Annotated in this window: 20 protein-coding genes and 1 pseudogene; 16 read left to right on the top strand and 5 right to left on the bottom strand. The window is 71.2% G+C overall.

What is annotated here, in order from left to right; all coding sequences use genetic code 11:
- Positions 1-133 precede the first annotated feature (133 nt).
- The 15 genes from ACGFW6_RS17420 (at position 134) to ACGFW6_RS17350 (ending at position 14,974) form a co-directional block, all read left to right on the top strand.
- Positions 134-1,768, top strand: a complete 1,635-nt coding sequence (locus tag ACGFW6_RS17420) for an acyl-CoA dehydrogenase family protein (protein WP_393509854.1) — start codon at positions 134-136, stop codon at positions 1,766-1,768.
- A gap of 324 nt (positions 1,769-2,092) precedes the next feature.
- A complete protein-coding gene (locus ACGFW6_RS17415; RefSeq protein ID WP_393509851.1) occupies positions 2,093-3,343 on the top strand; it encodes a GAF domain-containing protein in 1,251 nt (416 codons plus the stop codon).
- Positions 3,344-3,488: 145 nt separating this feature from the next.
- The gene (locus ACGFW6_RS17410; RefSeq protein ID WP_393509848.1) at positions 3,489-4,778 is read left to right on the top strand and encodes a hypothetical protein; all 1,290 of its coding nucleotides are present in this window, start codon (positions 3,489-3,491) and stop codon (positions 4,776-4,778) included.
- A 120-nt stretch (positions 4,779-4,898) separates the two neighbouring features.
- A complete protein-coding gene (locus ACGFW6_RS17405) occupies positions 4,899-5,471 on the top strand; it encodes a GNAT family N-acetyltransferase (RefSeq protein WP_393509845.1) in 573 nt (190 codons plus the stop codon).
- 126 nt (positions 5,472-5,597) lie between these two features.
- Entirely contained in the window at positions 5,598-5,681 is an 84-nt protein-coding gene (locus ACGFW6_RS17400) for a putative leader peptide (protein WP_349817346.1), read from the top strand.
- 128 nt (positions 5,682-5,809) lie between these two features.
- On the top strand, positions 5,810-7,507 hold the full coding sequence (locus ACGFW6_RS17395; RefSeq protein ID WP_393509842.1) for a nitrite/sulfite reductase: 1,698 nt from the start codon (positions 5,810-5,812) through the stop codon (positions 7,505-7,507).
- Positions 7,504-7,683, top strand: a complete 180-nt coding sequence (locus ACGFW6_RS17390; RefSeq protein WP_030967755.1) for a hypothetical protein — start codon at positions 7,504-7,506, stop codon at positions 7,681-7,683. The genes ACGFW6_RS17395 and ACGFW6_RS17390 overlap by 4 nt, the downstream gene beginning before the upstream one ends.
- Complete coding sequence (locus ACGFW6_RS17385; protein WP_393509839.1) at positions 7,680-8,390, top strand: phosphoadenylyl-sulfate reductase; 711 nt, start codon at positions 7,680-7,682, stop codon at positions 8,388-8,390. The genes ACGFW6_RS17390 and ACGFW6_RS17385 overlap by 4 nt, the downstream gene beginning before the upstream one ends.
- A 36-nt stretch (positions 8,391-8,426) precedes the next feature.
- On the top strand, positions 8,427-8,963 hold the full coding sequence (cysC, locus tag ACGFW6_RS17380; protein ID WP_393509907.1) for an adenylyl-sulfate kinase: 537 nt from the start codon (positions 8,427-8,429) through the stop codon (positions 8,961-8,963).
- The gene (gene cysD, locus ACGFW6_RS17375) at positions 8,960-9,898 is read left to right on the top strand and encodes a sulfate adenylyltransferase subunit CysD (RefSeq protein WP_393509836.1); all 939 of its coding nucleotides are present in this window, start codon (positions 8,960-8,962) and stop codon (positions 9,896-9,898) included. Before cysC ends, cysD begins: the two co-directional genes overlap by 4 nt.
- A 2-nt stretch (positions 9,899-9,900) precedes the next feature.
- Positions 9,901-11,229, top strand: coding sequence for a sulfate adenylyltransferase subunit 1 (locus tag ACGFW6_RS17370; protein ID WP_393509833.1), 1,329 nt, complete (start codon positions 9,901-9,903; stop codon positions 11,227-11,229).
- A gap of 188 nt (positions 11,230-11,417) precedes the next feature.
- Positions 11,418-12,521 carry an aliphatic sulfonate ABC transporter substrate-binding protein gene (locus ACGFW6_RS17365; RefSeq protein WP_393509830.1) on the top strand — a complete coding sequence of 368 codons (1,104 nt, stop codon included), beginning with the start codon at positions 11,418-11,420 and terminating at the stop codon, positions 12,519-12,521.
- 41 nt (positions 12,522-12,562) lie between these two features.
- Positions 12,563-13,351, top strand: a complete 789-nt coding sequence (locus ACGFW6_RS17360) for an ABC transporter ATP-binding protein (protein WP_393509827.1) — start codon at positions 12,563-12,565, stop codon at positions 13,349-13,351.
- On the top strand, positions 13,338-14,228 hold the full coding sequence (locus tag ACGFW6_RS17355; protein WP_393509824.1) for an ABC transporter permease: 891 nt from the start codon (positions 13,338-13,340) through the stop codon (positions 14,226-14,228). Before ACGFW6_RS17360 ends, ACGFW6_RS17355 begins: the two co-directional genes overlap by 14 nt.
- A 5-nt stretch (positions 14,229-14,233) precedes the next feature.
- The gene (locus tag ACGFW6_RS17350) at positions 14,234-14,974 is read left to right on the top strand and encodes a sirohydrochlorin chelatase (protein ID WP_393509822.1); all 741 of its coding nucleotides are present in this window, start codon (positions 14,234-14,236) and stop codon (positions 14,972-14,974) included.
- A 32-nt stretch (positions 14,975-15,006) separates the two neighbouring features.
- Here the strand turns inward: ACGFW6_RS17350 and ACGFW6_RS17345 are convergent, their stop codons facing one another.
- From ACGFW6_RS17345 to ACGFW6_RS17330, 4 genes are all read right to left on the bottom strand, one after another.
- Positions 15,007-15,297, bottom strand: a complete 291-nt coding sequence (locus tag ACGFW6_RS17345; protein ID WP_393509819.1) for a hypothetical protein — start codon at positions 15,295-15,297, stop codon at positions 15,007-15,009.
- 128 nt (positions 15,298-15,425) lie between these two features.
- The gene (locus ACGFW6_RS17340; protein WP_393509816.1) at positions 15,426-16,442 is read right to left on the bottom strand and encodes a ketopantoate reductase family protein; all 1,017 of its coding nucleotides are present in this window, start codon (positions 16,440-16,442) and stop codon (positions 15,426-15,428) included.
- A 2-nt stretch (positions 16,443-16,444) separates the two neighbouring features.
- Entirely contained in the window at positions 16,445-16,819 is a 375-nt protein-coding gene (locus ACGFW6_RS17335) for a DUF4440 domain-containing protein (protein WP_393509813.1), read from the bottom strand.
- A complete protein-coding gene (locus tag ACGFW6_RS17330; protein WP_393509810.1) occupies positions 16,812-17,357 on the bottom strand; it encodes a DUF1697 domain-containing protein in 546 nt (181 codons plus the stop codon). Before ACGFW6_RS17330 ends, ACGFW6_RS17335 begins: the two co-directional genes overlap by 8 nt.
- 301 nt (positions 17,358-17,658) lie before the next feature.
- Between ACGFW6_RS17330 and ACGFW6_RS17325 the strand changes: the two genes are divergently transcribed.
- Positions 17,659-19,926, top strand: a complete 2,268-nt coding sequence (locus tag ACGFW6_RS17325) for an MMPL family transporter (RefSeq protein ID WP_393509807.1) — start codon at positions 17,659-17,661, stop codon at positions 19,924-19,926.
- Between the two features lie 72 nt (positions 19,927-19,998).
- On the opposite strand, the pseudogene ACGFW6_RS17320 reads toward ACGFW6_RS17325, so the two are convergent.
- Positions 19,999-21,241: pseudogene (locus tag ACGFW6_RS17320) on the bottom strand (glycosyltransferase).
- Positions 21,242-21,258: the final 17 nt, after the last annotated feature.

The following is a 21,258-nucleotide window of genomic DNA, read 5'->3' as shown; positions in this document are numbered from 1 at the left end:
CCTAAAGGTATCCGCCGTGCGGCGCGACACTCGTCGCGGCGCCGGGCGGGCGCGCTCGCCGGCTCCCCGCTTCCCGTACCGACGCCGTGACAGGGTGGAGACCGTCGCCCCTCGGAGGGAGAGGTTCACAGCCATGGCAGGCAGCACGCACACGGTGACCAACCAGCCATCGCCCCTGGTCGGCCACGACGTCTACACCACCGACCGGGCCCTGTCCGAGGCCGTCGGGCGTCATGTCGCACCCGAGCTGCTGGACGAGGTCGGCGAGGAGCTGGCCGCCCATGGGCGCACCTGCGGCTCGGCGCAGGTGCAGGAGTGGGGGGTGCTGGCGAACGAGAACCCGCCGCGCCTGCGGACGCACGACCGCTACGGCCACCGGATCGACGAGGTCGACTTCCATCCCTCCTGGCACCGGCTGCTCGGCAAGGGCGTCTCCGCCGGGCTGACCACGGCCTGGGTCCGGCCGGCCGGGCATGTGCGACGGGCTGCGGCCTTCATGCTGTGGACACAGGTCGAGGCGGGCAACGGCTGCCCGCTGTCCATGACCCACGCGGCCGTCCCCGCCCTGCGCACCGACCCGGAGCTGGCCGCCGAGTGGGAGCCGCGGCTGACGTCCACGATCTACGACCGTGAACTGCGCCCGGCGGGGCAGAAGGCCGGTGCCCTGTTCGGGATGGGCATGACGGAGAAGCAGGGCGGCAGCGACGTACGCGCCAACACGACGACGGCCACCCCGCTGGCGGAGTCCGGGACGTACACGCTGCGGGGGCACAAGTGGTTCTGCTCGGCTCCCATGTCGGACGGGTTCCTGGTGCTGGCCCAGGCCCCGGACGGGCTGACGTGTTTTCTCGTGCCGCGGGTCCTGGCGGACGGCGGCCGCAACGTGTTCCTGATCCAGCGGCTGAAGGACAAGCTGGGCAACCGGTCGAACGCGTCGAGCGAGGTCGAGTTCGACGGGACGTGGGCGCGCCGGGTCGGTGAGGAGGGGCGCGGGGTGCGCACCATCATCGAGATGGTGGCGGCGACCCGGCTCGACTGCGTGCTCGGCTCGGCGGGACTGATGCGGCAGGCGGTCGCGCAGGCCGTCCATCACTGCGACCACCGCGAGGCGTTCGGCGGCCGGCTGGTCGACAAGCCGCTCATGCGCAACGTCCTGGCCGACCTCGCCGTCGAGTCCGAGGCGGCGACCACGCTGGCGCTGCGGCTCGCGGCCGCCTACGACACCGGCGGCGAGCAGGAGCGGGCCCTGCTGCGGATCGCGGTGCCGGCCGCCAAGTACTGGGTGACCAAGCGGTGCGCGCCGGTGACGGTCGAGGCCGCCGAGTGCCTGGGCGGCAACGGGTACGTCGAGGAGTCCGGGATGCCCCGGCTGGTGCGCGAGTCGCCGCTGAACTCGATCTGGGAGGGCGCGGGCAACGTCCAGGCGCTGGACGTGCTGCGGGCGTTGCAGCGGGAGCCCGCGGCGCTGGACGCGTATCTGCGGGAGGTCGGTCAGGCGCGCGGCGCCGATCACCGGCTGGACGGGGCGATCAAGGCGCTGCTGACGGACCTGGCCGACCTGGAGGGCGTCGAGGCGCGCGCCCGGCGCCTGACCGAACGCCTCGCGCTGGTCCTCCAGGGCTCACTTCTCGTCAGGTTCGCGCCACCGGAGGTGGCCGACGCGTTCTGCGCGTCCCGCCTGGGCGGCGACGCGGGCACGGCCTTCGGCACCCTGCCGCACACCCTGAACCTTACGGCGATCGTGGACCGGTCAAGGCCGCAGGCCTGACCCGGTCCAGGGGCGCGGGGAACTGCGCGACCAGCCACAGCGCACCCGCAGCCGGCCGAACCCACCTGAGGCGAATCCGGCCGACCGCCGGAGGCAAGGGGTGGTGCTGCGCCGACACGGCACCACCCCCGCCATGGCCCGTTCGAGGCCGCGAACGCCGCTCGGGACGGCGTCGCTCAAGTCTCAATCAGGCCAGGGCGGTCCACCAGGGTTGCAAGGGGTTGCAACTTGTTGGCGACTGTGTGCGGACTGTGTCCCTCCGCGACCGGCGGGCGGCACTATGAGACACACGGTCAAGATGAGCACTCTTCTCGGGGAGGACCCTTGGACGCGGCACGGGCGGCGCGGGTACTGAGCGAGGTCCGCGCCGCCACCCTCGCCGGCCAGCGCGCGCCCGTCGCACCGCGCCCGGTGATCGAGCAGTCCTGGGAACGCATGCTGCGCGGCGGGGTCGACCCCGACCACGACTTCCGCTCCGGGCTGCTGCCCCGCGAGGAGGTGCAGCGGCGCCGGGAGACCACCGCGCTCCGGCATGTGCTGCCGGTGCTGCGCGAGGGGCTGCTTTCGGTCGCCGACGTCGCCCACCACATCATGGTCGTCGCCGACGACGAGGGCCGGGTGCTGTGGCGGGAGGGCAACGCCTCGGTGCTGCGCAAGGCCGACGGCCTCGGCTTTGAACTCGGTGCCGACTGGCGGGAGGAGGTCGTCGGCACGAACGGCATCGGCACACCGGTCGTGGTGCGGCGGCCCGTACAGGTCTTCGCCTCCGAGCACTTCCACCGCTCGCAGACGTCCTGGACCTGCACGGGCGCCCCCGTCACCGACCCCCGCGACGGGCGGCTGCTGGGGGTGGTCGATGTCAGCGGTCCGCTGGAGACGATGCATCCGGCCACGCTCGCCTGGGTCGACTCGGTGGCCAAGCTCGCCGAGGCCCGGCTGCGGGAGCTGCATCTGACCGCGCTGGAGCAACTGCGCGCGGTGGCGGCGCCGGTGCTGGCGCGGCTGGCCGGGCGGGCCCTGGTGGTGGACCGGGACGGCTGGACCGCCGCGCTGACCGGGATGCCGTACACGAGCCGGATCGCGCTGCCCAAGTCGCTGTCGCCGGGCCGCCGGTGGCTGCTGCCGCTCGGTCTGTGCTCGGTGGAACCGCTGGCGGGCGGCTGGCTGCTGCGGCCCGCCGACGAGCCGGTGCCGGCCGGGGCGACCCGGATCGCGCTGGATCTGACGCAGCCGCGCCGCTGGTCGATGACGGTGTCCGGGGGCGCGGGCAGCTGGAGCCACGAACTGAGTCCCCGGCATGCCGAATTGCTGTATCTGCTGGCCCTGCACCAGGGCGGTCGCAGTGCGGCGGGGCTGGCCGAGGACATGTTCGGCGACCCGCGCCGCAGGGTGACGGTCCGGGCGGAGGTGTCGCGGGTACGGCGCTATCTCGGGGGCCTGCTGGAGCACCGGCCGTACCGCTTCCGCGAGGACGTGGAGGTCGAGGTGCTGCTGCCCGAGGACCCGCGTGACCTGCTGCCGCACTCGACGGCGCCCGCGGTGGTGCAGGGCCGGATCTCGGCCGAGATGCCCTGAGTACGGACTCTTCTTCCGCATATTTGCAGGGTCTTAGTCCGCAACCGCGCTCAACTGCCGTAGCATCCCTGTACGGGCCACCCCACCTGCTCCTTTGGTCAACGCACAAACCAATGGCCGCAGTTGGCTCGCCTCGGGAGGTTTGATGAAGCACCGCGGCAGACACCGTCGACGCAAGCAGGGGCGAGCGTTGCGCGCGTTCCTCGCCGGAACCGCCCTCGCACTCACCGCCGCCGCCACGATGATCAGCGCCTCGCAGGCCACGGTCGGCGACAACCCCGGGGCACTGACCCCTCTCACCAGGGCCGCCGAGACCGGCGCGTTCCGACTCCAGGAGCAGCTGGTCCCGCAGGCCACGCTCGACGAACTCTCCTCCGGCATGGGCGAGCCGGTCGGCGTGGGCGCCGTCCTGGCGACCGCCGACCGGAGTCTGCGCGCGGCGAACGGCTGTACGGCGACCGAGCGCACTGCACTGCCGACAGCGCCGGCCGCCACCCGCGCGTACTGCTGGGACAGCGCCGACACCAAGGGCTGGCGGGCGGGCGCCGTCACCACCTCGGGTGACGCCGACGACGACGGCTGGTGGAACGACAATCGGGTGATCCTCTCCGGCTGGAACGAGGGCACCGGCGACCGCGGACTCGCCCGGGTCGCCTTCGTCGACGCGAACGACCTGGCCCACCTCAGGTACGCCTCCGCCCTCCTGGTCGTCCCGGTGGACGGCGGACGCGACTACCGCGCCCTGACCTCCCGCCTCTCCGGCATGGTCTGGTACCAGGACAAGCTGCTGGTCACCGCCGCCGACGGGCTGTACGTGTACGACATGAACCGCGTCCAGCGCACCACGGTCGACAGTGCCGCGGTGGGGCGTGTCGGGTCGGGCTGGTCGGCCCGCGGCCAGCGTTTCGTCCTGCCGGCGGTCGGCTCGTACCGGCTGACGGGCGCGAGGGGCGCCCCGCATCTGGGCGGGATCTCCCTCGACCGCACCACGGCACCCGACAGCCTGGTCGCGAGCGAACGGACGGCCGCCGACAGCGACCGGCCCGCGCGGCTGTGGCGCTACGACTTCAGCAAGGAGCCGGCCCGTGCCGGCCTGCTGGCCACCGGCGCCACCGGATCCGCGCAGGCGGTCGAGGCGTACGAGACGGACGCGTCCGGCATCGAGGGCGTGCTGTCGCACCGGGCGAGCGGATCGGACCGCGCCGGCTGGTACGTGGGCCGCGCCCCGGGCAGTACCGACCGGCACGGCAGCCTGTGGCGCCAGGACACCGAGGGCGCCGAGGCGACCCGCTGCGGCGACGAGAACGCCCCCAGGTGCTGGGGGATGCGGGTCGGCCCGCTGTCGTACTGGGAGGCGACCGGCGAGGTCTGGTCCCAGTCGGGCCGGATGCTGTTCGCGATGCCACTGACGTCGATCGACCGGGCGCTCGACTGAGGCGCGCCCGCAGGGGCGCGGGGCGGTGTCGATGTGCGGCTCCGCCGCGTGGGCGCGACCAGCCACGACGGCGCCGCAGTCGATCGACAAATCACCCACCCGGATGATTCCCTGGCCGACATGCCCAACCTCGCCGTGACCACCTGGTCCCTGGAACAGACCTCCCCCGCCGACCTCCTCCCGGCCGAAGCCCCGCGCGGCGACGTGCGGATCGTCCGCGCCGAGGTGCCCTCCCCGGAGTTCAGCCGGTTCCTGTACGCCTCGGTCGGCGGTGACATCCTGTGGACCGACCGGCTCGGCTGGCCGTACGCACGGTGGCAGGAGCACCTGGAGCGGGACGGCGTCGAGACCTGGGTGGCCTACGACCGGGGCACGCCCGCCGGGTACGTGGAACTGAGCCCGCAGGACGACGGGGTCGTGGAGATCGAGTACTTCGGCCTGATCCCGGCCTTCCGCGGCCGCCGCATCGGCGGGTATCTGCTGGCCTACGGCACCGCGCGCGCCTGGGACCTGGCGGAACGCTGGCCGGGGCGGGCGCCGACGAAGCGGGTGTGGCTGCACACCTGCAGCAAGGACGGCGAGCACGCCATGGCCAACTATCAGCGCCGGGGCTTCAAGCTCTTCGACACCAAGGTCGAGGAGGAGCCGGAGGCGGCCACGCCGGGACCGTGGCCGGGGGCCTACCCAGCCTGACCTGGGAAGAAACGACGCAATACGGCCATGTGACCGACGACACCCTTGTCTCGCTCTGCGGGACAAGGGTGTCCGCATGATGGACGAAGCTGGACTGTGTCCAGATCGCCGTGACACGCTTCCGTCATGTCTGGAACTGGAATTGCCTTGGTGAGTCGGCGGCACGTCGACCTCGGCCGCATGTCCAGCGCCATCTGTCCGGTGCGCTGACAGCCCCGCAGCGCCCGACTTCTCTCTCTTCTCGCTTCATTCCCGCGCAATGCCGCGCACGTATGCCCATGCGCCCGTATGCGCAGGTCAGAGCCGCTTTCCCGCCTGTCCCGAAGGACGTATCAACCATGGCCGCCACCCCGCAGAAGCCTGCCGCCGCGACTCCCCGCCGCAAGGTGAGCCGTCACCGCGGCGAGGGTCAGTGGGCCGCGGGACACTTCACCCCGCTCAACGGCAACGAACAGTTCAAGAAGGACGACGACGGTCTCAATGTGCGGACACGCATTGAGACGATCTACTCCAAGCGTGGCTTCGACTCCATCGACCCGAACGACCTTCGCGGCCGGATGCGCTGGTGGGGGCTCTACACCCAGCGCAAGCCCGGGATCGACGGCGGCAAGACCGCGATCCTGGAGCCGGAGGAGCTGGACGACAAGTACTTCATGCTGCGGGTGCGGATCGACGGCGGCCGGCTCACCACCCAGCAGCTGCGGGTGATCGGCGAGGTCTCGCAGGAGTTCGCGCGCGGCACCGCCGACATCACCGACCGGCAGAACGTCCAGTACCACTGGATCCGGATCGAGGACGTGCCCGAGATCTGGAACCGCCTGGAGGCGGTCGGCCTGTCCACCACGGAGGCCTGCGGCGACACCCCGCGCGTGGTCATCGGCTCGCCCGTCGCCGGTATCGCCGAGGACGAGATCATCGACGGCACCTCGGCCATCGACGAGATCCACCGGCGGTACATCGGCAGCAAGGAGTTCTCCAACCTGCCGCGCAAGTTCAAGACGGCGATCTCCGGCTCGCCGCTGCTGGACGTGGCGCACGAGATCAACGACGTCGCGTTCGTCGGTGTGAACCACCCCGAGCACGGTCCCGGCTTCGACCTGTGGGTCGGCGGCGGCCTGTCCACCAACCCGAAGATCGGTGTCCGGCTCGGCGCCTGGGTGCCGCTGGACGAGGTCCCGGACGTCTGGGCGGGCGTGATCGGCATCTTCCGCGACTACGGCTACCGGCGGCTGCGCACCCGCGCCCGCCTGAAGTTCCTGGTCGCGGACTGGGGCGCGGAGAAGTTCCGCCAGATCCTGCAGGACGAATACCTCAAGCGGGAGCTGGTCGACGGCCCCGCCCCCGCCCAGCCGCTCCAGCGCTGGCGCGACCACGTCGGTGTGCACCGGCAGAACGACGGCCGCTTCTACGTCGGGTTCGCCCCGCGCGTCGGCCGGGTCGACGGCACGACGCTGACGAAGATCGCCGAGCTCGCCGAGGCGCACGGCTCGGGCCGGGTCCGGACCACCGTCGAGCAGAAGATGATCATCCTCGATGTCGAGGAGGCGCAGGTCGACTCGCTCGTCGAGTCCCTGGAGGCGCTGGACCTCACCGCCCGGCCGTCCTCGTTCCGGCGCGGCACCATGGCGTGCACCGGCATCGAGTACTGCAAGCTCGCCATCGTCGAGACCAAGGCGCGCGGCTCCCAGCTGATCGACGAGCTGGAGCGCCGTATCCCGGACTTCGACGAACCGCTGACCATCAACATCAACGGCTGCCCGAACGCCTGCGCCCGTATCCAGGTGGCGGACATCGGTCTCAAGGGACAGCTGGTCGTCAACGACCGGGGCGAGCAGGTCGAGGGCTACCAGGTGCACCTGGGCGGCGCGCTCGGTCTTGAGGCCGGGTTCGGGCGCAAGGTGCGTGGCCTGAAGGTCACCTCCGACGAGCTGCCGGACTACGTCGAGCGCGTCCTGAAGCGGTTCCAGGAGGAGCGCGAGGACGGCGAGCGGTTCGCCACGTGGGCCGCGCGCGCCTCCGAGGAGGCCCTCTCATGAGCGAGCGGGCCGCCCCCTTCTACTGCCCCTACTGCGGCGACGAGGACCTCCGCCCCAGCGAGCAGGGCCACGGCGCGTGGGAATGCGCGGCGTGCAACCGCGCATTCCAGCTGAAGTTCCTCGGGTTGCTCACCCGGGGCCTTCAGCCCAACGACGCAGGGGGAGACGAGATATGACCGCGGTTCAGGAAGAGCGCACGACCGACGATCTGAAGGCGCTCGCCGAGCAGGCGGGCCGCGACCTGGAGGACGCCTCCGCGCTGGAGATCCTCCGGTGGGCCGCCGACACCTTCGGGGCGCGTTTCTGCGTGACGTCGTCGATGGAGGACGCGGTGGTCGCCCACCTCGCCTCCCGCGTCATGCCCGGCGTGGACGTCGTGTTCCTCGACACCGGCTACCACTTCGAGGAGACCATCGGCACCCGCGACGCGGTCGAGGCCGTGATGGACGTCAACGTCATCACCCTCACCCCGCGTCAGTCGGTCGCCGAACAGGACGCCGAGTACGGCCCCAGGCTGCACGACCGCGACCCCGACCTGTGCTGCAAGCTGCGCAAGGTCGAGCCGCTGGAGCGAGGGCTCAAGGGGTACGTGGCCTGGGCGACCGGACTGCGCCGCGACGAGTCCCCGACCCGGGCGAACACCCCGGTCGTCGGCTGGGACGACAAGCGCCGGAAGGTGAAGATCTCCCCGATCGCCCGCTGGACGCAGGACGACGTGGACGCCTACGTCGCCGAACACGGCGTGCTGACCAACCCGTTGCTGATGGACGGCTACGCGTCCGTCGGCTGCGCCCCCTGCACCCGCCGGGTGCTGGAGGGCGAGGACGCGCGCGCCGGCCGCTGGGCGGGCCGCGGCAAGACCGAGTGCGGACTGCACGGCTGACCCATGACCGACTCCCTTGCGAATTTGGAGAACCACGTGACGAGCGGAGCCACCGTCTGGCTCACGGGTCTGCCGAGCGCCGGCAAGACCACCATCGCCTACGAACTGGCCGGCCGGCTGCGCGAAGAGGGCCACCGCGTCGAGGTGCTCGACGGCGACGAGATCCGCGAGTTCATCTCGGCGGGCCTCGGCTTCAGCCGCGAGGACCGGCACACCAACGTGCAGCGCATCGGCTTCCTGGCCGAACTGCTCGCCCGCAACGGAGTCAAGGCGCTCGTCCCGGTGATCGCGCCCTACGCCGACAGCCGTGAGGCCGTGCGCAAGCGCCATCAGCAGACCGGGGCGCCGTATCTGGAGGTGCACGTGGCCACGCCGGTCGACGTGTGCTCCGTACGTGATGTGAAGGGTCTGTACGCCAAGCAGGCCGCGGGTGAGCTGACGGGCCTGACCGGGGTCGACGACCCCTACGAGGCGCCCGTCTCGCCGGATCTGCGCATCGAGTCCCAGAACCAGACCGTGCAGGAGTCCGCGGCGTCGGTGTACGCCCTGCTCAGCGAAAGGGGTTTGGCATGACGACGACCGTCGCCACGGTGGTGGAGGGTACGGACGCCCCGTACGCCCTCTCGCATCTGGACGCGTTGGAGTCCGAGGCGGTGCACATCTTCCGCGAGGTGGCGGGCGAGTTCGAGCGGCCGGTGATCCTGTTCTCCGGCGGCAAGGACTCCATCGTCATGCTGCACCTGGCGCTGAAGGCGTTCGCCCCCGCGGCGATCCCCTTCTCGCTGCTGCACGTCGACACCGGGCACAACTTCCCCGAGGTCCTCGACTACCGCGACCGTGTGGTGGCCGCACATGGACTGCGCCTCCATGTGGCCTCCGTACAGGACTACATCGACCGCGGTGTACTGCGCGAACGCCCCGACGGCACCCGCAACCCCCTCCAGACCCTCCCCCTCACCGAGAAGATCCAGAGCGAGAAGTTCGACGCCGTCTTCGGCGGCGGACGCCGCGACGAGGAGAAGGCGCGGGCCAAGGAGCGCGTCTTCTCGCTGCGCGACGAGTTCTCGCAGTGGGACCCGCGCCGGCAGCGGCCCGAGCTGTGGAACCTGTACAACGGCCGGCACGCCCCCGGTGAGCACGTCCGCGTGTTCCCGCTGTCCAACTGGACCGAACTGGACGTGTGGCAGTACATCGCCCGCGAAGGTATCGAGCTGCCCGAGATCTACTTCGCGCACGAGCGTGAGGTGTTCGCGCGCAGCGGTATGTGGCTGACCGCCGGCGAATGGGGCGGCCCCAAGGACGGCGAGAGGGTCGAGAAGCGTCTCGTGCGCTACCGGACCGTCGGTGACATGTCCTGCACGGGCGCCGTCGACTCCGACGCCGTGACCCTGGAGCAGGTCATCACCGAGATCGCCGCCTCCCGGCTCACCGAGCGCGGCGCGACCCGCGCCGACGACAAGATGTCCGAGGCCGCGATGGAAGACCGTAAGCGCGAGGGGTACTTCTAAGCATGAGCACGACCACGGAACTCTCCGAGACGACCCTGCTGCGGTTCGCCACCGCCGGCTCCGTCGACGACGGCAAGTCCACGCTCGTCGGCCGCCTCCTGCACGACTCCAAGTCGGTCCTCGTCGACCAGCTGGAGGCAGTGGAGCGCGCGTCCGCCTCGCGCGGGCAGGACGCCCCGGACCTCGCGCTGCTCACCGACGGCCTGCGGGCCGAACGCGAGCAGGGCATCACCATCGACGTGGCCTACCGCTACTTCGCCACACCCCGACGCCGGTTCATCCTCGCCGACACCCCGGGCCACGTGCAGTACACCCGCAACATGGTCACCGGCGCCTCCACCGCCGAACTCACGGTGATCCTCGTCGACGCCCGCAACGGCGTCGTCGAACAGACCCGCCGCCACGCCGCCATCGCCGCCCTCCTCCGGGTCCCCCACGTGGTCCTCGCCGTCAACAAGATGGACCTGGTCGAGTACCAGGAGTCCGTGTTCGCCGCGATCGCCGAGGAGTTCACGGCGTACGCGCTCGAACTGGGCGTCCCGGAGATCACCGCCATCCCGATCTCGGCGCTGGCCGGCGACAACGTGGTGGACCCGTCCGCGAACATGGACTGGTACGGCGGGCCGACCTTCCTGGAGCACCTGGAGACGGTCCCGGTCACCCACGACCTGAGCCACTGCCACGCCCGGCTGCCCGTGCAGTACGTGATCCGGCCGCAGACCGCGGAGCACCCGGACTACCGGGGCTACGCCGGCCAGATCGCCGCCGGTTCGTTCCGCGTCGGCGAGTCGGTGACGGTGCTGCCGTCGGGCCGTACGTCGAGGATCTCCGGCATCGACCTGCTGGGCGAGCCGGTCGACATCGCGTGGACCACGCAGTCGGTGACCGTCCTGCTGGAGGACGACATCGACATCTCGCGCGGCGACCTGCTGGTGCCGACGAAGGACGCGCCCGCGACCACGCAGGACATCGAGGCCACGGTCTGCCATGTCGCCGACGCGCCGCTGACCGTGGGCCACCGGGTGCTGCTCAAGCACGGCACCCGCACGGTCAAGGCGATCGTCAAGGACATCCCGTCCCGGCTCACGCTGGACGACCTGTCCCTGCACCCGCACCCGGGCCAGCTCGTCGCCAACGACATCGGCCGGGTGAAGGTCCGCACCGCCGAGCCGCTGCCGGTCGACTCCTACGCCGACTCGCGCCGCACCGGCTCGTTCATCCTGATCGACCCCAATGACGGCACCACGCTCACCGCGGGCATGGTCGGCGAGTCGTTCGCCTCGCCGGAGCCGGTCAAGGACGAGGCCGACGACGACGGGTGGGACTTCTGACATGAAGGCCCTCGACTACTTCTCCACGTTCGCGAAGGAGGGCGGCCGCGTCGGCAGCGGCGCCCTCGGCAGCGGACAGGGCGGTGTGTCGCGATGTGTGCGCTGACCCGTCCTTCGTCCATCCGCCGATCTCCCGGCCGCGCCTGACCAGGGCGTGAGTGCCGGGCCACCGAGAGGAACCCCTCCCCGTGCCTGCCACCCCCGCCCTGCGACGGACGCTCGCCGTCCTGGCCGCGCTGCCGCTGCTCGCCCTCGCGGCGTGCGGCTACGGCTCGCAGGCCAAGGAGAACACCGAGCAGGCCATCGCCGGGGCGGCCAAGGTCGACGGACTGGACTCGGTGAAGATCGGCTACTTCGGGAACCTCACCCACGCCACCGCGCTGGTCGGCCGGCAGCAGGGGCTGTTCCAGAAGGAGCTCGGCGGCACGCTGGCGGAGTACTCGACCTTCAACGCCGGTCCGTCGGAGATCGAGGCGCTGAACTCCGGCTCCGTCGACATCGGCTGGATCGGTCCCTCCCCCGCCGTGAACGGCTACATCAAGGCCGGCGGCAAGAACCTGCGGATCATCTCCGGTTCCGCGTCGGGCGGCGTGAAGCTCGTGGTGAACCCGGAGAAGATCAAGTCCGTCAAGGACGTCAAGGGCAAGAGGATCGCCACCCCGCAGCTCGGCAACACCCAGGACGTGGCGTTCCTCAACTGGGTCTCCGAGCAGGGCTGGACGGTCGACGCCGAGAGCGGCAAGGGCGACGTCTCCGTGGTCCGCACGGACAACAAGATCACGCCCGACGCCTACAAGTCGGGCTCGATCGACGGTGCGTGGGTGCCCGAGCCGACCGCGTCCAAGCTGGTCGCCGAGGGCGGCAAGGTGCTCCTCGACGAGGGCGACCTGTGGCCCGACAAGAAGTTCGTGATCACCAACGTGATCGTGTCGCAGAGCTTCCTGAAGGAGCACCCGGACGTCGTCGAGGCCGTCCTGCGCGCCTCGGTGAAGACCAACAAGTGGATCGACGCCAACCCGGACCAGGCGAAGGCCGCGGCCAACGCCCAGCTCCGGGCCGACACCGGCAAGCCGCTCCCGGCCGACGTGCTCGACCCGGCGTGGCGGTCCATCCAGGTCACCGACGACCCGCTGGCGGCCACGCTGAACACCCAGGCGGAGCACGCGGTCGAGGCGGGGCTGCTCCAGCAGCCGGACCTGACCGGCATCTACGACCTGGCACCGCTGAACAAGGTCCTCAAGGGCGAGGGCGAGAACGAGGTCGACGACGCCGGACTCGGCGCGAAGTCGTGAGCAAGGCACTGATCCCGATGATTTCCCAGGAGGTGACGACCATGGCGACAGCCCTCGCCAAGGCCGCCGACACGGATGTGTCCGTGGAGCACGCCGCGCGCATCGACCACGTCTCGAAGTCCTTCGCCGGCCCCGCCGGGCAGCAGCTCGTCCTCGACGACATCGACCTGGTCGTGGCGCCCGGCGAGTTCGTCACCCTCCTCGGGGCGTCCGGCTGCGGCAAGTCGACCCTGCTGAACCTGGTGGCCGGGCTGGACCGGCCCAGCGCGGGCAGCATCACCACCGACGGCCGCCCGGCGCTGATGTTCCAGGAGCACGCCCTGTTCCCGTGGCTGACCGCGGGCAAGAACATCGAACTCGCCCTGAAGCTCCGGGGCGTCGCCAAGGCGGAGCGGCGCGAGCGCGCCGAGGAGCTGCTCGAACTGGTCCGTCTCAAGGGCGCGTACGGCAAGCGGGTGCACGAGCTGTCCGGCGGTATGCGCCAGCGTGTCGCCATGGCGCGGGCGCTCGCCCAGGACAGCAAGCTGCTGCTGATGGACGAGCCGTTCGCCGCGCTGGACGCGATCACCCGGGACGTGCTGCACGACGAGCTGACCCGCATCTGGCGCGAGACGGGCGTGTCCGTCCTGTTCGTCACGCACAACGTGCGCGAGGCGGTCCGGCTGGCCGAGCGCGTCGTCCTGCTGTCCTCCCGGCCGGGCCGGGTCGCGCGGCAGTGGACGGTCGACATCCCGCAGCCGCGCCGGATCGAGGACGCCGAGGTGGCGGAACTGTCCCGGGAGATCACCGAAGAACTGCGTGGGGAGATCCGCCGTCATGGCCAGCACTGAGACGACCGCCAAGGACGGCAACGATCTGGCCGGACTCGAGGCGGGCCTGGACGCCCTGGACACGGTCCAGACGAGCCGTACGCCGTTCCGCAGGACCCTGACCCAGAAGATCCTGCCGCCGGTCGTCGCCGTCGCCCTGGTCCTGGGTATCTGGCAGCTCCTGGTGTCGACCGGTGTCGCGGGCGACCCGACCAAGCTGCCCGCGCCCGCCGACGTGTGGGGCGAGCTGCGCGAGTCGTGGCTGCAGGGCACGCTCCACGAGTACATCTGGACGTCCGTCTCGCGCGGCCTGCTCGGCTTCCTGCTGGCGCTGGCCATCGGTACGCCGCTGGGTCTGCTGGTGGCGCGCGTGAGGTTCGTGCGCGCGGCGATCGGCCCGATCCTGTCCGGCCTGCAGTCGCTGCCGTCGGTGGCGTGGGTGCCGCCGGCGGTGATCTGGCTGGGTCTGAACGACCGGATGATGTTCGCGGTGATCCTGCTCGGCGCGGTCCCCTCGATCGCCAACGGCCTGGTGTCCGGCGTCGACCAGGTGCCGCCGCTGTTCCTGCGGGCCGGCCGCACACTGGGCGCGACGGGCCTGAAGGGCACCTGGCACATCGTGATGCCGGCGGCGCTGCCGGGCTATCTCGCGGGCCTGAAGCAGGGCTGGGCGTTCTCCTGGCGTTCGCTGATGGCGGCGGAGATCATCGCGTCCTCCCCCGACCTCGGCGTCGGCCTCGGCCAGTTGTTGGAGAACGGCCGCAACACCAGTTCCATGTCCATGGTGTTCTTCGCCATCCTGCTCATCCTCGTCGTCGGCATCGCCATCGACCTGCTGATCTTCAGCCCGCTGGAGCGGTGGGTGCTGCGCAGCCGCGGTCTGCTGACAAGGAGCTGAACCCGATGTACAAGAAACCGGTCCTCCTCGTCATCGCCCACGGCAGCCGCGACCCGCGGCACGCCGCGACCGTGCACGCGCTGGTACGGCGGGTCCGTTCGCTGCGCCCCGACGTGCGGGTGGAGACCGGCTTCCTGGACTTCAACATCCCCTCGGTGCAGGGCGTGCTGGAGTCGCTGGCGGCCCAGGGCGTGCGGGACGTCGTGGCGCTGCCCCTGCTGCTGACCCGCGCCTTCCACGCCAAGGCCGACATCCCGGCGGTCCTGCGGGACGCGCCGCCGCGGCTGCGGATCCGGCAGGCGGAGGTCCTCGGCCCGTCGCCGCTGCTGACGGCGGCCCTGGAGCGACGTCTGTACGAGGCGGGCCTGACGGCCGCCGACAAGTCCTCGACCGGGGTCGTGCTGGCCTCGGCGGGGTCCACCGACCCGGAGGCGATCGCAGTGATCGCAGAAATCGCGCGGGAGTGGCGGCACACCGGTTGGTGCGCCGTGCGGCCTGCGTTCGCCTCCGCATCTCTTCCGCGCACCGAGGACGCGGTGCGCGAACTGCGCGCGCTGGGCTGCGAGCGGGTGGCCGTGGCGCCGTACGTCCTGGCGCCGGGCTTCCTCCCGGACCGCATCGCCCGGGGCGCCGCCGAGGCGGACGTCCTCGCGGACGTGCTCGGGCCGGCGCCCGAGGTGGCCCGGCTCCTGCTGGAGCGCTACGAGGCGGCGCGGGTGCCGGTGCTGGCGGCCGTCGGCGCCTGAGGGCCCGGGGTCGTCACCGCTCCGGTCCGGCGTCACACCTCCAGGACGCGGCCGATCTCCTGCACCAGGATCAGGCAGCCCCCGCCCGCGGGCACGCCCGTGCCGATGGCCTCCAGGGCGAAGCGGATACGGCCGCGGTTGGCGGGCAGGCCGTCCTGTGCGGCGCACAGCAGTTCGTCCCGGACGATCTCGCCCTGCGGGACGAGCGCGGGCTTCTCGATGCGCAGCCGCTCCACGAGCCGCTCCGCGAGGCGCAGCAGCGCGACCGGATCGGAGCCGTCGTGGGCCGAACCGTCGAAGTCGCGCATGTTGTAGGTGCTCACTGTCCCCGCCTCCTGTGGCGTGCCCAGCCCGCCACGGTGACCTGCTCTTCCCGCCGTCCTGGCGCGGATCACCCTAGGGACAACAGCCGCCGTTTGTCGCGTGGTTGGGCGCAGTCGCGGTCAGTTGATCAGCCTGTGTTGACGCCCGCCCCGTCGGCCCTGCGCACCAGCTCCGCCACCGGCATCGATCCCGCCGCCCGCCGCTCGCGCGCGAAGGTGTCGGCGAGGTGCTGGAGGAGTTCGTTCAGCGGGGTCGGCACGCCGTGCAGCCGGCCCAGCAGGGCGATCTCGCCGTTGAGGTAGTCGGCCTCGATGGTGCCGGTGCCGCGGGTGAGGGACTGCCACGAGGAGCCGCCGCCGCGCGGGACGCCGGCCAGGGGGACGAGGGTGACCTTGTCGCCCCGTACCGCCTGCTGTTCCTCGGTGCTCGCGTACGGGATCCCGGCGGCGTCGAGCACGGCCGCGCCCTCTGCCCTCGCCCGCCGGTACAGCGCGGCGGCCTCCTCGCCGGTGACGGGGCCGGTCACCGCCTCCAGGGCGTTGCCGAGGTTGGACAGCAGCTTGGCGTACTGCCAGCGCGCCACGTCCGCCACGACCGGCGCCTCGAAGTGGGACTTCTCCAGGTCGGCGGCGACCAGGCGGGCGGTCTCGTCGGTGCCGCGCGGGTGACGTCCGAGATGCAGGATGCCGGTGAGGGGGCTGCCGGCGGCGGAGACGACGCCTGGTTCGACGTACGTCGACGGCAGCCAGACGCACACGCCGTAGACCCGTCGGAACAGCCGCAGGGCGAGGCGTTGGCCCTCGACGCCGTTCTGTGCGCAGAACAGCGGCAGCCGTTCGGCCGCCGTACCGCCGCCCGCGACCGGTGCGGGGCCCCAGGTCTGCAACGCGCTCACACTGTCCTGGGTCTTCACCGCGAGCACGAGGACGTCGTCGGGGCGCAGCTCGCCGAGCGCGGCGGGTCCGTCGACGACCGGGAGCCGGTGGGTCAGCTCGCCCTCGGGCACCCTGAGCCGCAGCCCGTGATCCCGTAGGGCATCGAGGTGGCGACCCCGGGCGACCAGGACGACCTCGTGCCCCGCCCCGGCGAGCCGGCCGCCGATGACGCCGCCGACCGCGCCCGCCCCGATGATGACGTAGCGCAAGGTCACTCCCCCTCGGCGTGGAACGGCGTCCCCTGATGGAAGTACATCTGCCAGCCGGCGTCGGTGCGCCGCCACAGCGAACTGCGGTGCGCGTGGCTGCCGTCGTACACGGTGTCGAAGGTCAGGTGGACGAGGTCCGGGGCGAGCCGGACGCCCTCGATGCCGGAGGTGACGACGTACCGGTCCGCCGGGTCCGGGTCCATCGGCAGCCGGGCCAGGGTCGAGGCCCGGTCCCAGCGCCGTCCGGACGAACCGAACTCGTGGAACTCGGGGTGCAGCAGCGCCCCGAGCTGTTCGGGCGAGCGGCGGACCTCGGGGTCGAGCAGTCTCAGCTCGCCCTCGATGGCTGCCTGCACGGCGGGGTCCTGCTCAGTCACCGGTCATCTCCACGAGTTTCACGACGGTGTTCCAGTTGCGGCTGGTGGCGATCAAACCCTTGTTGATCCGCGGTCGCGACAGGATTTCGGCGAGCTTGGAGCGGCCGAGGCCGTTCGGGGCGTACAGGTACAGCGCGCGGTCGCCGAGCCGGAACTCCTCCGGGAGGTGGGCGCCGGGGTCGATCTCCGCGAAGCGCTCGGCCTCGACCGGGGCGGAGAAGTACGTGACATGGAGCTGCTTGGGTTCCAGCTCGGCTGCGGGGAAGGGGCAGTTGTCGGCGATGGCCCGCAGGTAGGCGTGGTCGCGGACGATCACGTCCACGGCGAAGCCGAAGTGCTTCTCGATCGCCGAGGCGAGCTCGGCGGCGAGAGACTCCTCGTCACCGTGGCCGGAGGCGAAGACGGCCTGTCCGCTCTGGAGGTAGGTACGTACGTCGTCGTGACCGAGGCCGGTCATCAGGGTGCGCAGTTCGGCCATCGGGACTTTTCTGCTGCCGCCCACGTTGATTCCGCGCAGCAGCGCCGCATACGTCGTCATCCGGCCACCTTAAGGCGCGGTGACCGGCCGGACCCGTAAGTTACTTACCGGTCAGCATGAAGCACAACCTCTTCCACCCGATCGCCACACCCCGCACCCTGATCCACTCCCCGGACCCGGCCGGATAGATGTAAGGGACCCTCATCCTCCCCAGTGGGGAGAGGGCGCGGTCCGACGGGATGAGTTCCGGCCGCCGCAGCTCACCGAAGAGCACGACGAGATGCCCTTATCCGGCCCATACCTTCGAAACGAAAGGAGGCGGCAGGGGGCCGCCACCGCAAGCCAAGGGGGCAAGCCCGTCATGGGGAACAGGGAAACGCGGGTACGGGGACTCGCCGCCCGCGCCGGCGGCTGGAGCGCCCGCCATCGATGGGCTGCCGTAGGCATCTGGGTGCTGTTCGTCGCCCTGGCGATGGGGCTCGGTTCGGCGGCCGGCCGGGTCGACGTCAAGGACAGCGACCAGCTCAAGGGCGAGACGCACACCGCTGCCAAGATCATCGAGGACGCGGGGATCGAGGAGCCGGCCAGTGAGACCGTCCTGATCCAGGCGAAGGACGGTTCGCTGAAGGCCACCGACGACGAGTTCCGCAGCGCGGTCACCGCCGTCGTCAAGGCGGTCGAGTCCACCGGCAAGGTCACGGACGTGACGTCGCCGTACGACACCCAGACGATCTCCAAGGACGGCCGCAGCGCGCTGGTGCAGTTCGACATACGCGGTGACTCGGACACCGCGGGTGAGCGCGTCGAGCCGGTGCTGAACGCGGTCGAGGACGTCCAGAAGGACCATGGGTCGCTGCGGATCGAGGAGATCGGCGGCGCGAGCATGATGAAGACGTTCGACGACGCGTTCGGCGACGACTTCCAGAAGGCCGAGTACTCGGCGGTGCCGGTGGCCCTCGGCATCCTGCTCATCGCGTTCGGCGCGGTGGTGGCGGCCCTGCTGCCGGTGCTCCTCGCGGTCACCGCGATCATGGCGACGATGGGTCTGATGGGCATCGTCAGCCATGTCATGCCGATGAGCGACACCGCCAACTCCGTGATGCTGCTGGTCGGTCTGGCCGTCGGCGTCGACTACTGCCTGTTCTATCTGCGCCGGGAGCGCGAGGAGCGCCAGGCCGGCCGGGACGCGCAGACCGCGCTGCGGGTCGCCGCCGCCACCAGTGGCCGCGCGATCATCGTCTCCGGTGTCACGGTGTGCGTGGCGATGGCGGGCATGCTGTTCACCGGTCTCGCCGAGTTCGAGGCGATGGGCCTGGCCTCGCTGATGGTCGTGGCCGTCGCCATGGTCGGCTCGGTGACCGTGCTGCCGGCGCTGCTGTCGCTGCTCGGTGAGCGGGTCGAGAAGGGCAAGATCCCCTTCCTGCACCCGGAGAGCAGGCTCCGCCGCAACAAGGGCGGCGCGAACCGCGAGAGCCGGTTCTGGACGGCCGTGCTCAAGGGAGTGCTCGCGCGGCCCGTCATCTCGGTCGTCGTCGCGGCCGGTGCGCTGCTCGCCGTGGCGGCTCCCGCGCTCGGCATGAAGACCCAGAACCTCACACTGGACCAGGAGTTCGGCGACTCGCTGCCGATCGTGCAGACGTACAACCGCCTCAACGAGTCCTTCCCCGGAGGTTCCGACCCTGCCGAGGTAGTCGTCAGGGCCGACGACATCAATGCTCCCGAGGTGAAGTCCGCGCTCGCCGACTTCCGTGACCGTGCGGTCAGTTCGGGTGCCTCGCGCGGCCCGGTGGAGATCAAGCTGCACGACGAGCAGAACATCGCCTTCGTGTACGTCCCGCTGGTCGGCGGCTCCGACCTCGACAAGGCGGGCGCGAGCCTGGACAAGCTGCGCGACGACGTACGTCCGGCGACGCTGGGCAAGGTCGACGGTGTCGAGGCGCCGATCACCGGACAGGTCGCGGGTTCGAAGGACTTCAACGACCAGCTCGCCGGGGCGGTCGTCCCGGTCTTCGCCTTCGTCGTGGTCTTCGCGTTCGGGCTGATGCTGCTGTCGTTCCGCTCGCTGACGATCGCGGTCACCTCGATCGTACTGAACCTGCTGTCGGTGGGCGCCGCGTACGGCATCCTCGTCGCGGTCTTCCAGCACGGCTGGGGCGCGTCGCTGGTGGGCGCGGAGGGCGTCGGCGCCATCATCACCTGGCTGCCGCTGTTCCTCTTCGTGATCCTGTTCGGTCTGTCGATGGACTACCACGTGTTCGTCGTCTCGCGGATCCGTGAGGCACGGATGCGGGGCCGCAGCACGAAGGACGCGATCCAGCACGGCGTGGTCACCACGGCCGGTGTCGTCACCAGCGCCGCGGTCATCATGGTCGCCGTGTTCGCGATCTTCGGCACGCTGTCCATGCAGTCGATGAAGCAGATGGGCGTCGGCCTCGCGGCCGCGGTCCTCATCGACGCGACGATCATCCGGGGCGTGCTGCTCCCGGCGGTGATGGCGCTGCTGGGCGAGCGCAACTGGTACCTCCCGAAGTGGCTCCACCGCCTGCCCGACCTGACCCACGACGAGGCCCCCGAGGCCGTGACCCGCGGGGCCGCCCACGACGAGGAGGGCGAACGCGTCCCGGTCTGACCCACCGATCGCACGAGCAGGGCCCGTCGACTCCGGGGGAGTCGACGGGCCCTGCTCCGTCCGCGGTGTCTCTCACGCCTTCCGCGCGGCGGCCAGTTCGGCCTCGATCAGGTCGGCGGCCCGCTCGGTGCCGCCCTCCTCGGCCATCTGCGCCTGGATGGCCTTCAGGCGCTGGGCCACCCCGGGGTCGGTGGTGAGGGCGAGGGCCGTCTCGCGGAGGGTGGCCGCGGTGGCCTCGGCCGTCGGGATGTGGCGGGCGACGCCGAGCGACTGGAGCATGTCGGCGTTGCCGAACTGGTCGACGGCCTGGGGGACGGCGATCATCGGGGTGGCCGTGGCCAGGCCCTCCTGGCTGCCGCCGGCGCCGGCGTGGGTGACGAACAGGTCGGCCTGCTTGAGGATCGCCAACTGCGGGACCCAGCTGTGCACTTCGACGTTCGGCGGGAGGTCGCCGAGCTCGGCGGGGTCGACGTGCCTGCCGACCTGGAGGACCAGGTGCCACCCCGGCAGACCCGCGAAGGCGCGCACGCACTCCCGGTAGAAGGACGGCTGCTTGGTGAAGGACGAGCCGAGGGAGACGAGGGCGACCTTCTCGGCCGCCGCCGGACGCTGCCAGTCGCCCTCGGCGGTGCGGTCGCCCTGGCAGGCGCCGACGAACGTGTACACCGTCTCGTCGACGCGGTCGGCGTTGGGCTGGAGGGCTCGCGGGATGAGGACGAGCGAGCGGTCGGGGCGGCCCGCGAACGGATCGGGGTGCAGGGTGATGCCGTTCTCCTCCAGCCAGGTGTGGAAGCGGCGGTAGTACGCCTGCCCGCGTTCGGTCTTCTTCGGCTCCGCCCACATGGGCTCGGCGATCTCCTCCTCGTAGCCCTCCCAGGCGACGAGGTTCGGCGAGAGCGAGATCGCGGGCACGCCCCAGCGGTGGGCGAGGACACGCGCCGGGTACGAGGTGATGTCGTGCAGGACGAGGTCCGGCTCGTCCCCCTCGTACGCCTCGATCAGCTGGGGCAGCGCCTGGATCGCGTCGGCCAGGAACGGCTCGACGTTGTCCAGCAGGGTGCTCCCCCACGCCTCCGGGTCGGCGTCGGGACCCGGCAGCGTGGAGTTCCACGGCTTCGGCTCGGCGCCGGTGGCGGCGACCTTCTCGGCGAAGGCCGGCGGGATCGCGTAGGTGACCCGGTGCCCGCGCGCCACGAGCTCGCGGATCACTTCGAGACTGGGGTTCACGTGGCCGTGTGCGGCGATGGAGAACATGGCGATGTGAGCGGGACTGGTCATGACCCCGACGCTAACCGAGACGATACGTCTCGTGCAACTCGCTTTCAGGGCGCC

Source organism: Streptomyces sp. Y7, assembly GCF_043195415.1.
GTDB lineage: Bacteria > Actinomycetota > Actinomycetes > Streptomycetales > Streptomycetaceae > Streptomyces.
The sequence above is the reverse complement of the archived record's forward strand: the minus strand, read 5'-3'. Positions and strand labels throughout refer to the sequence as shown.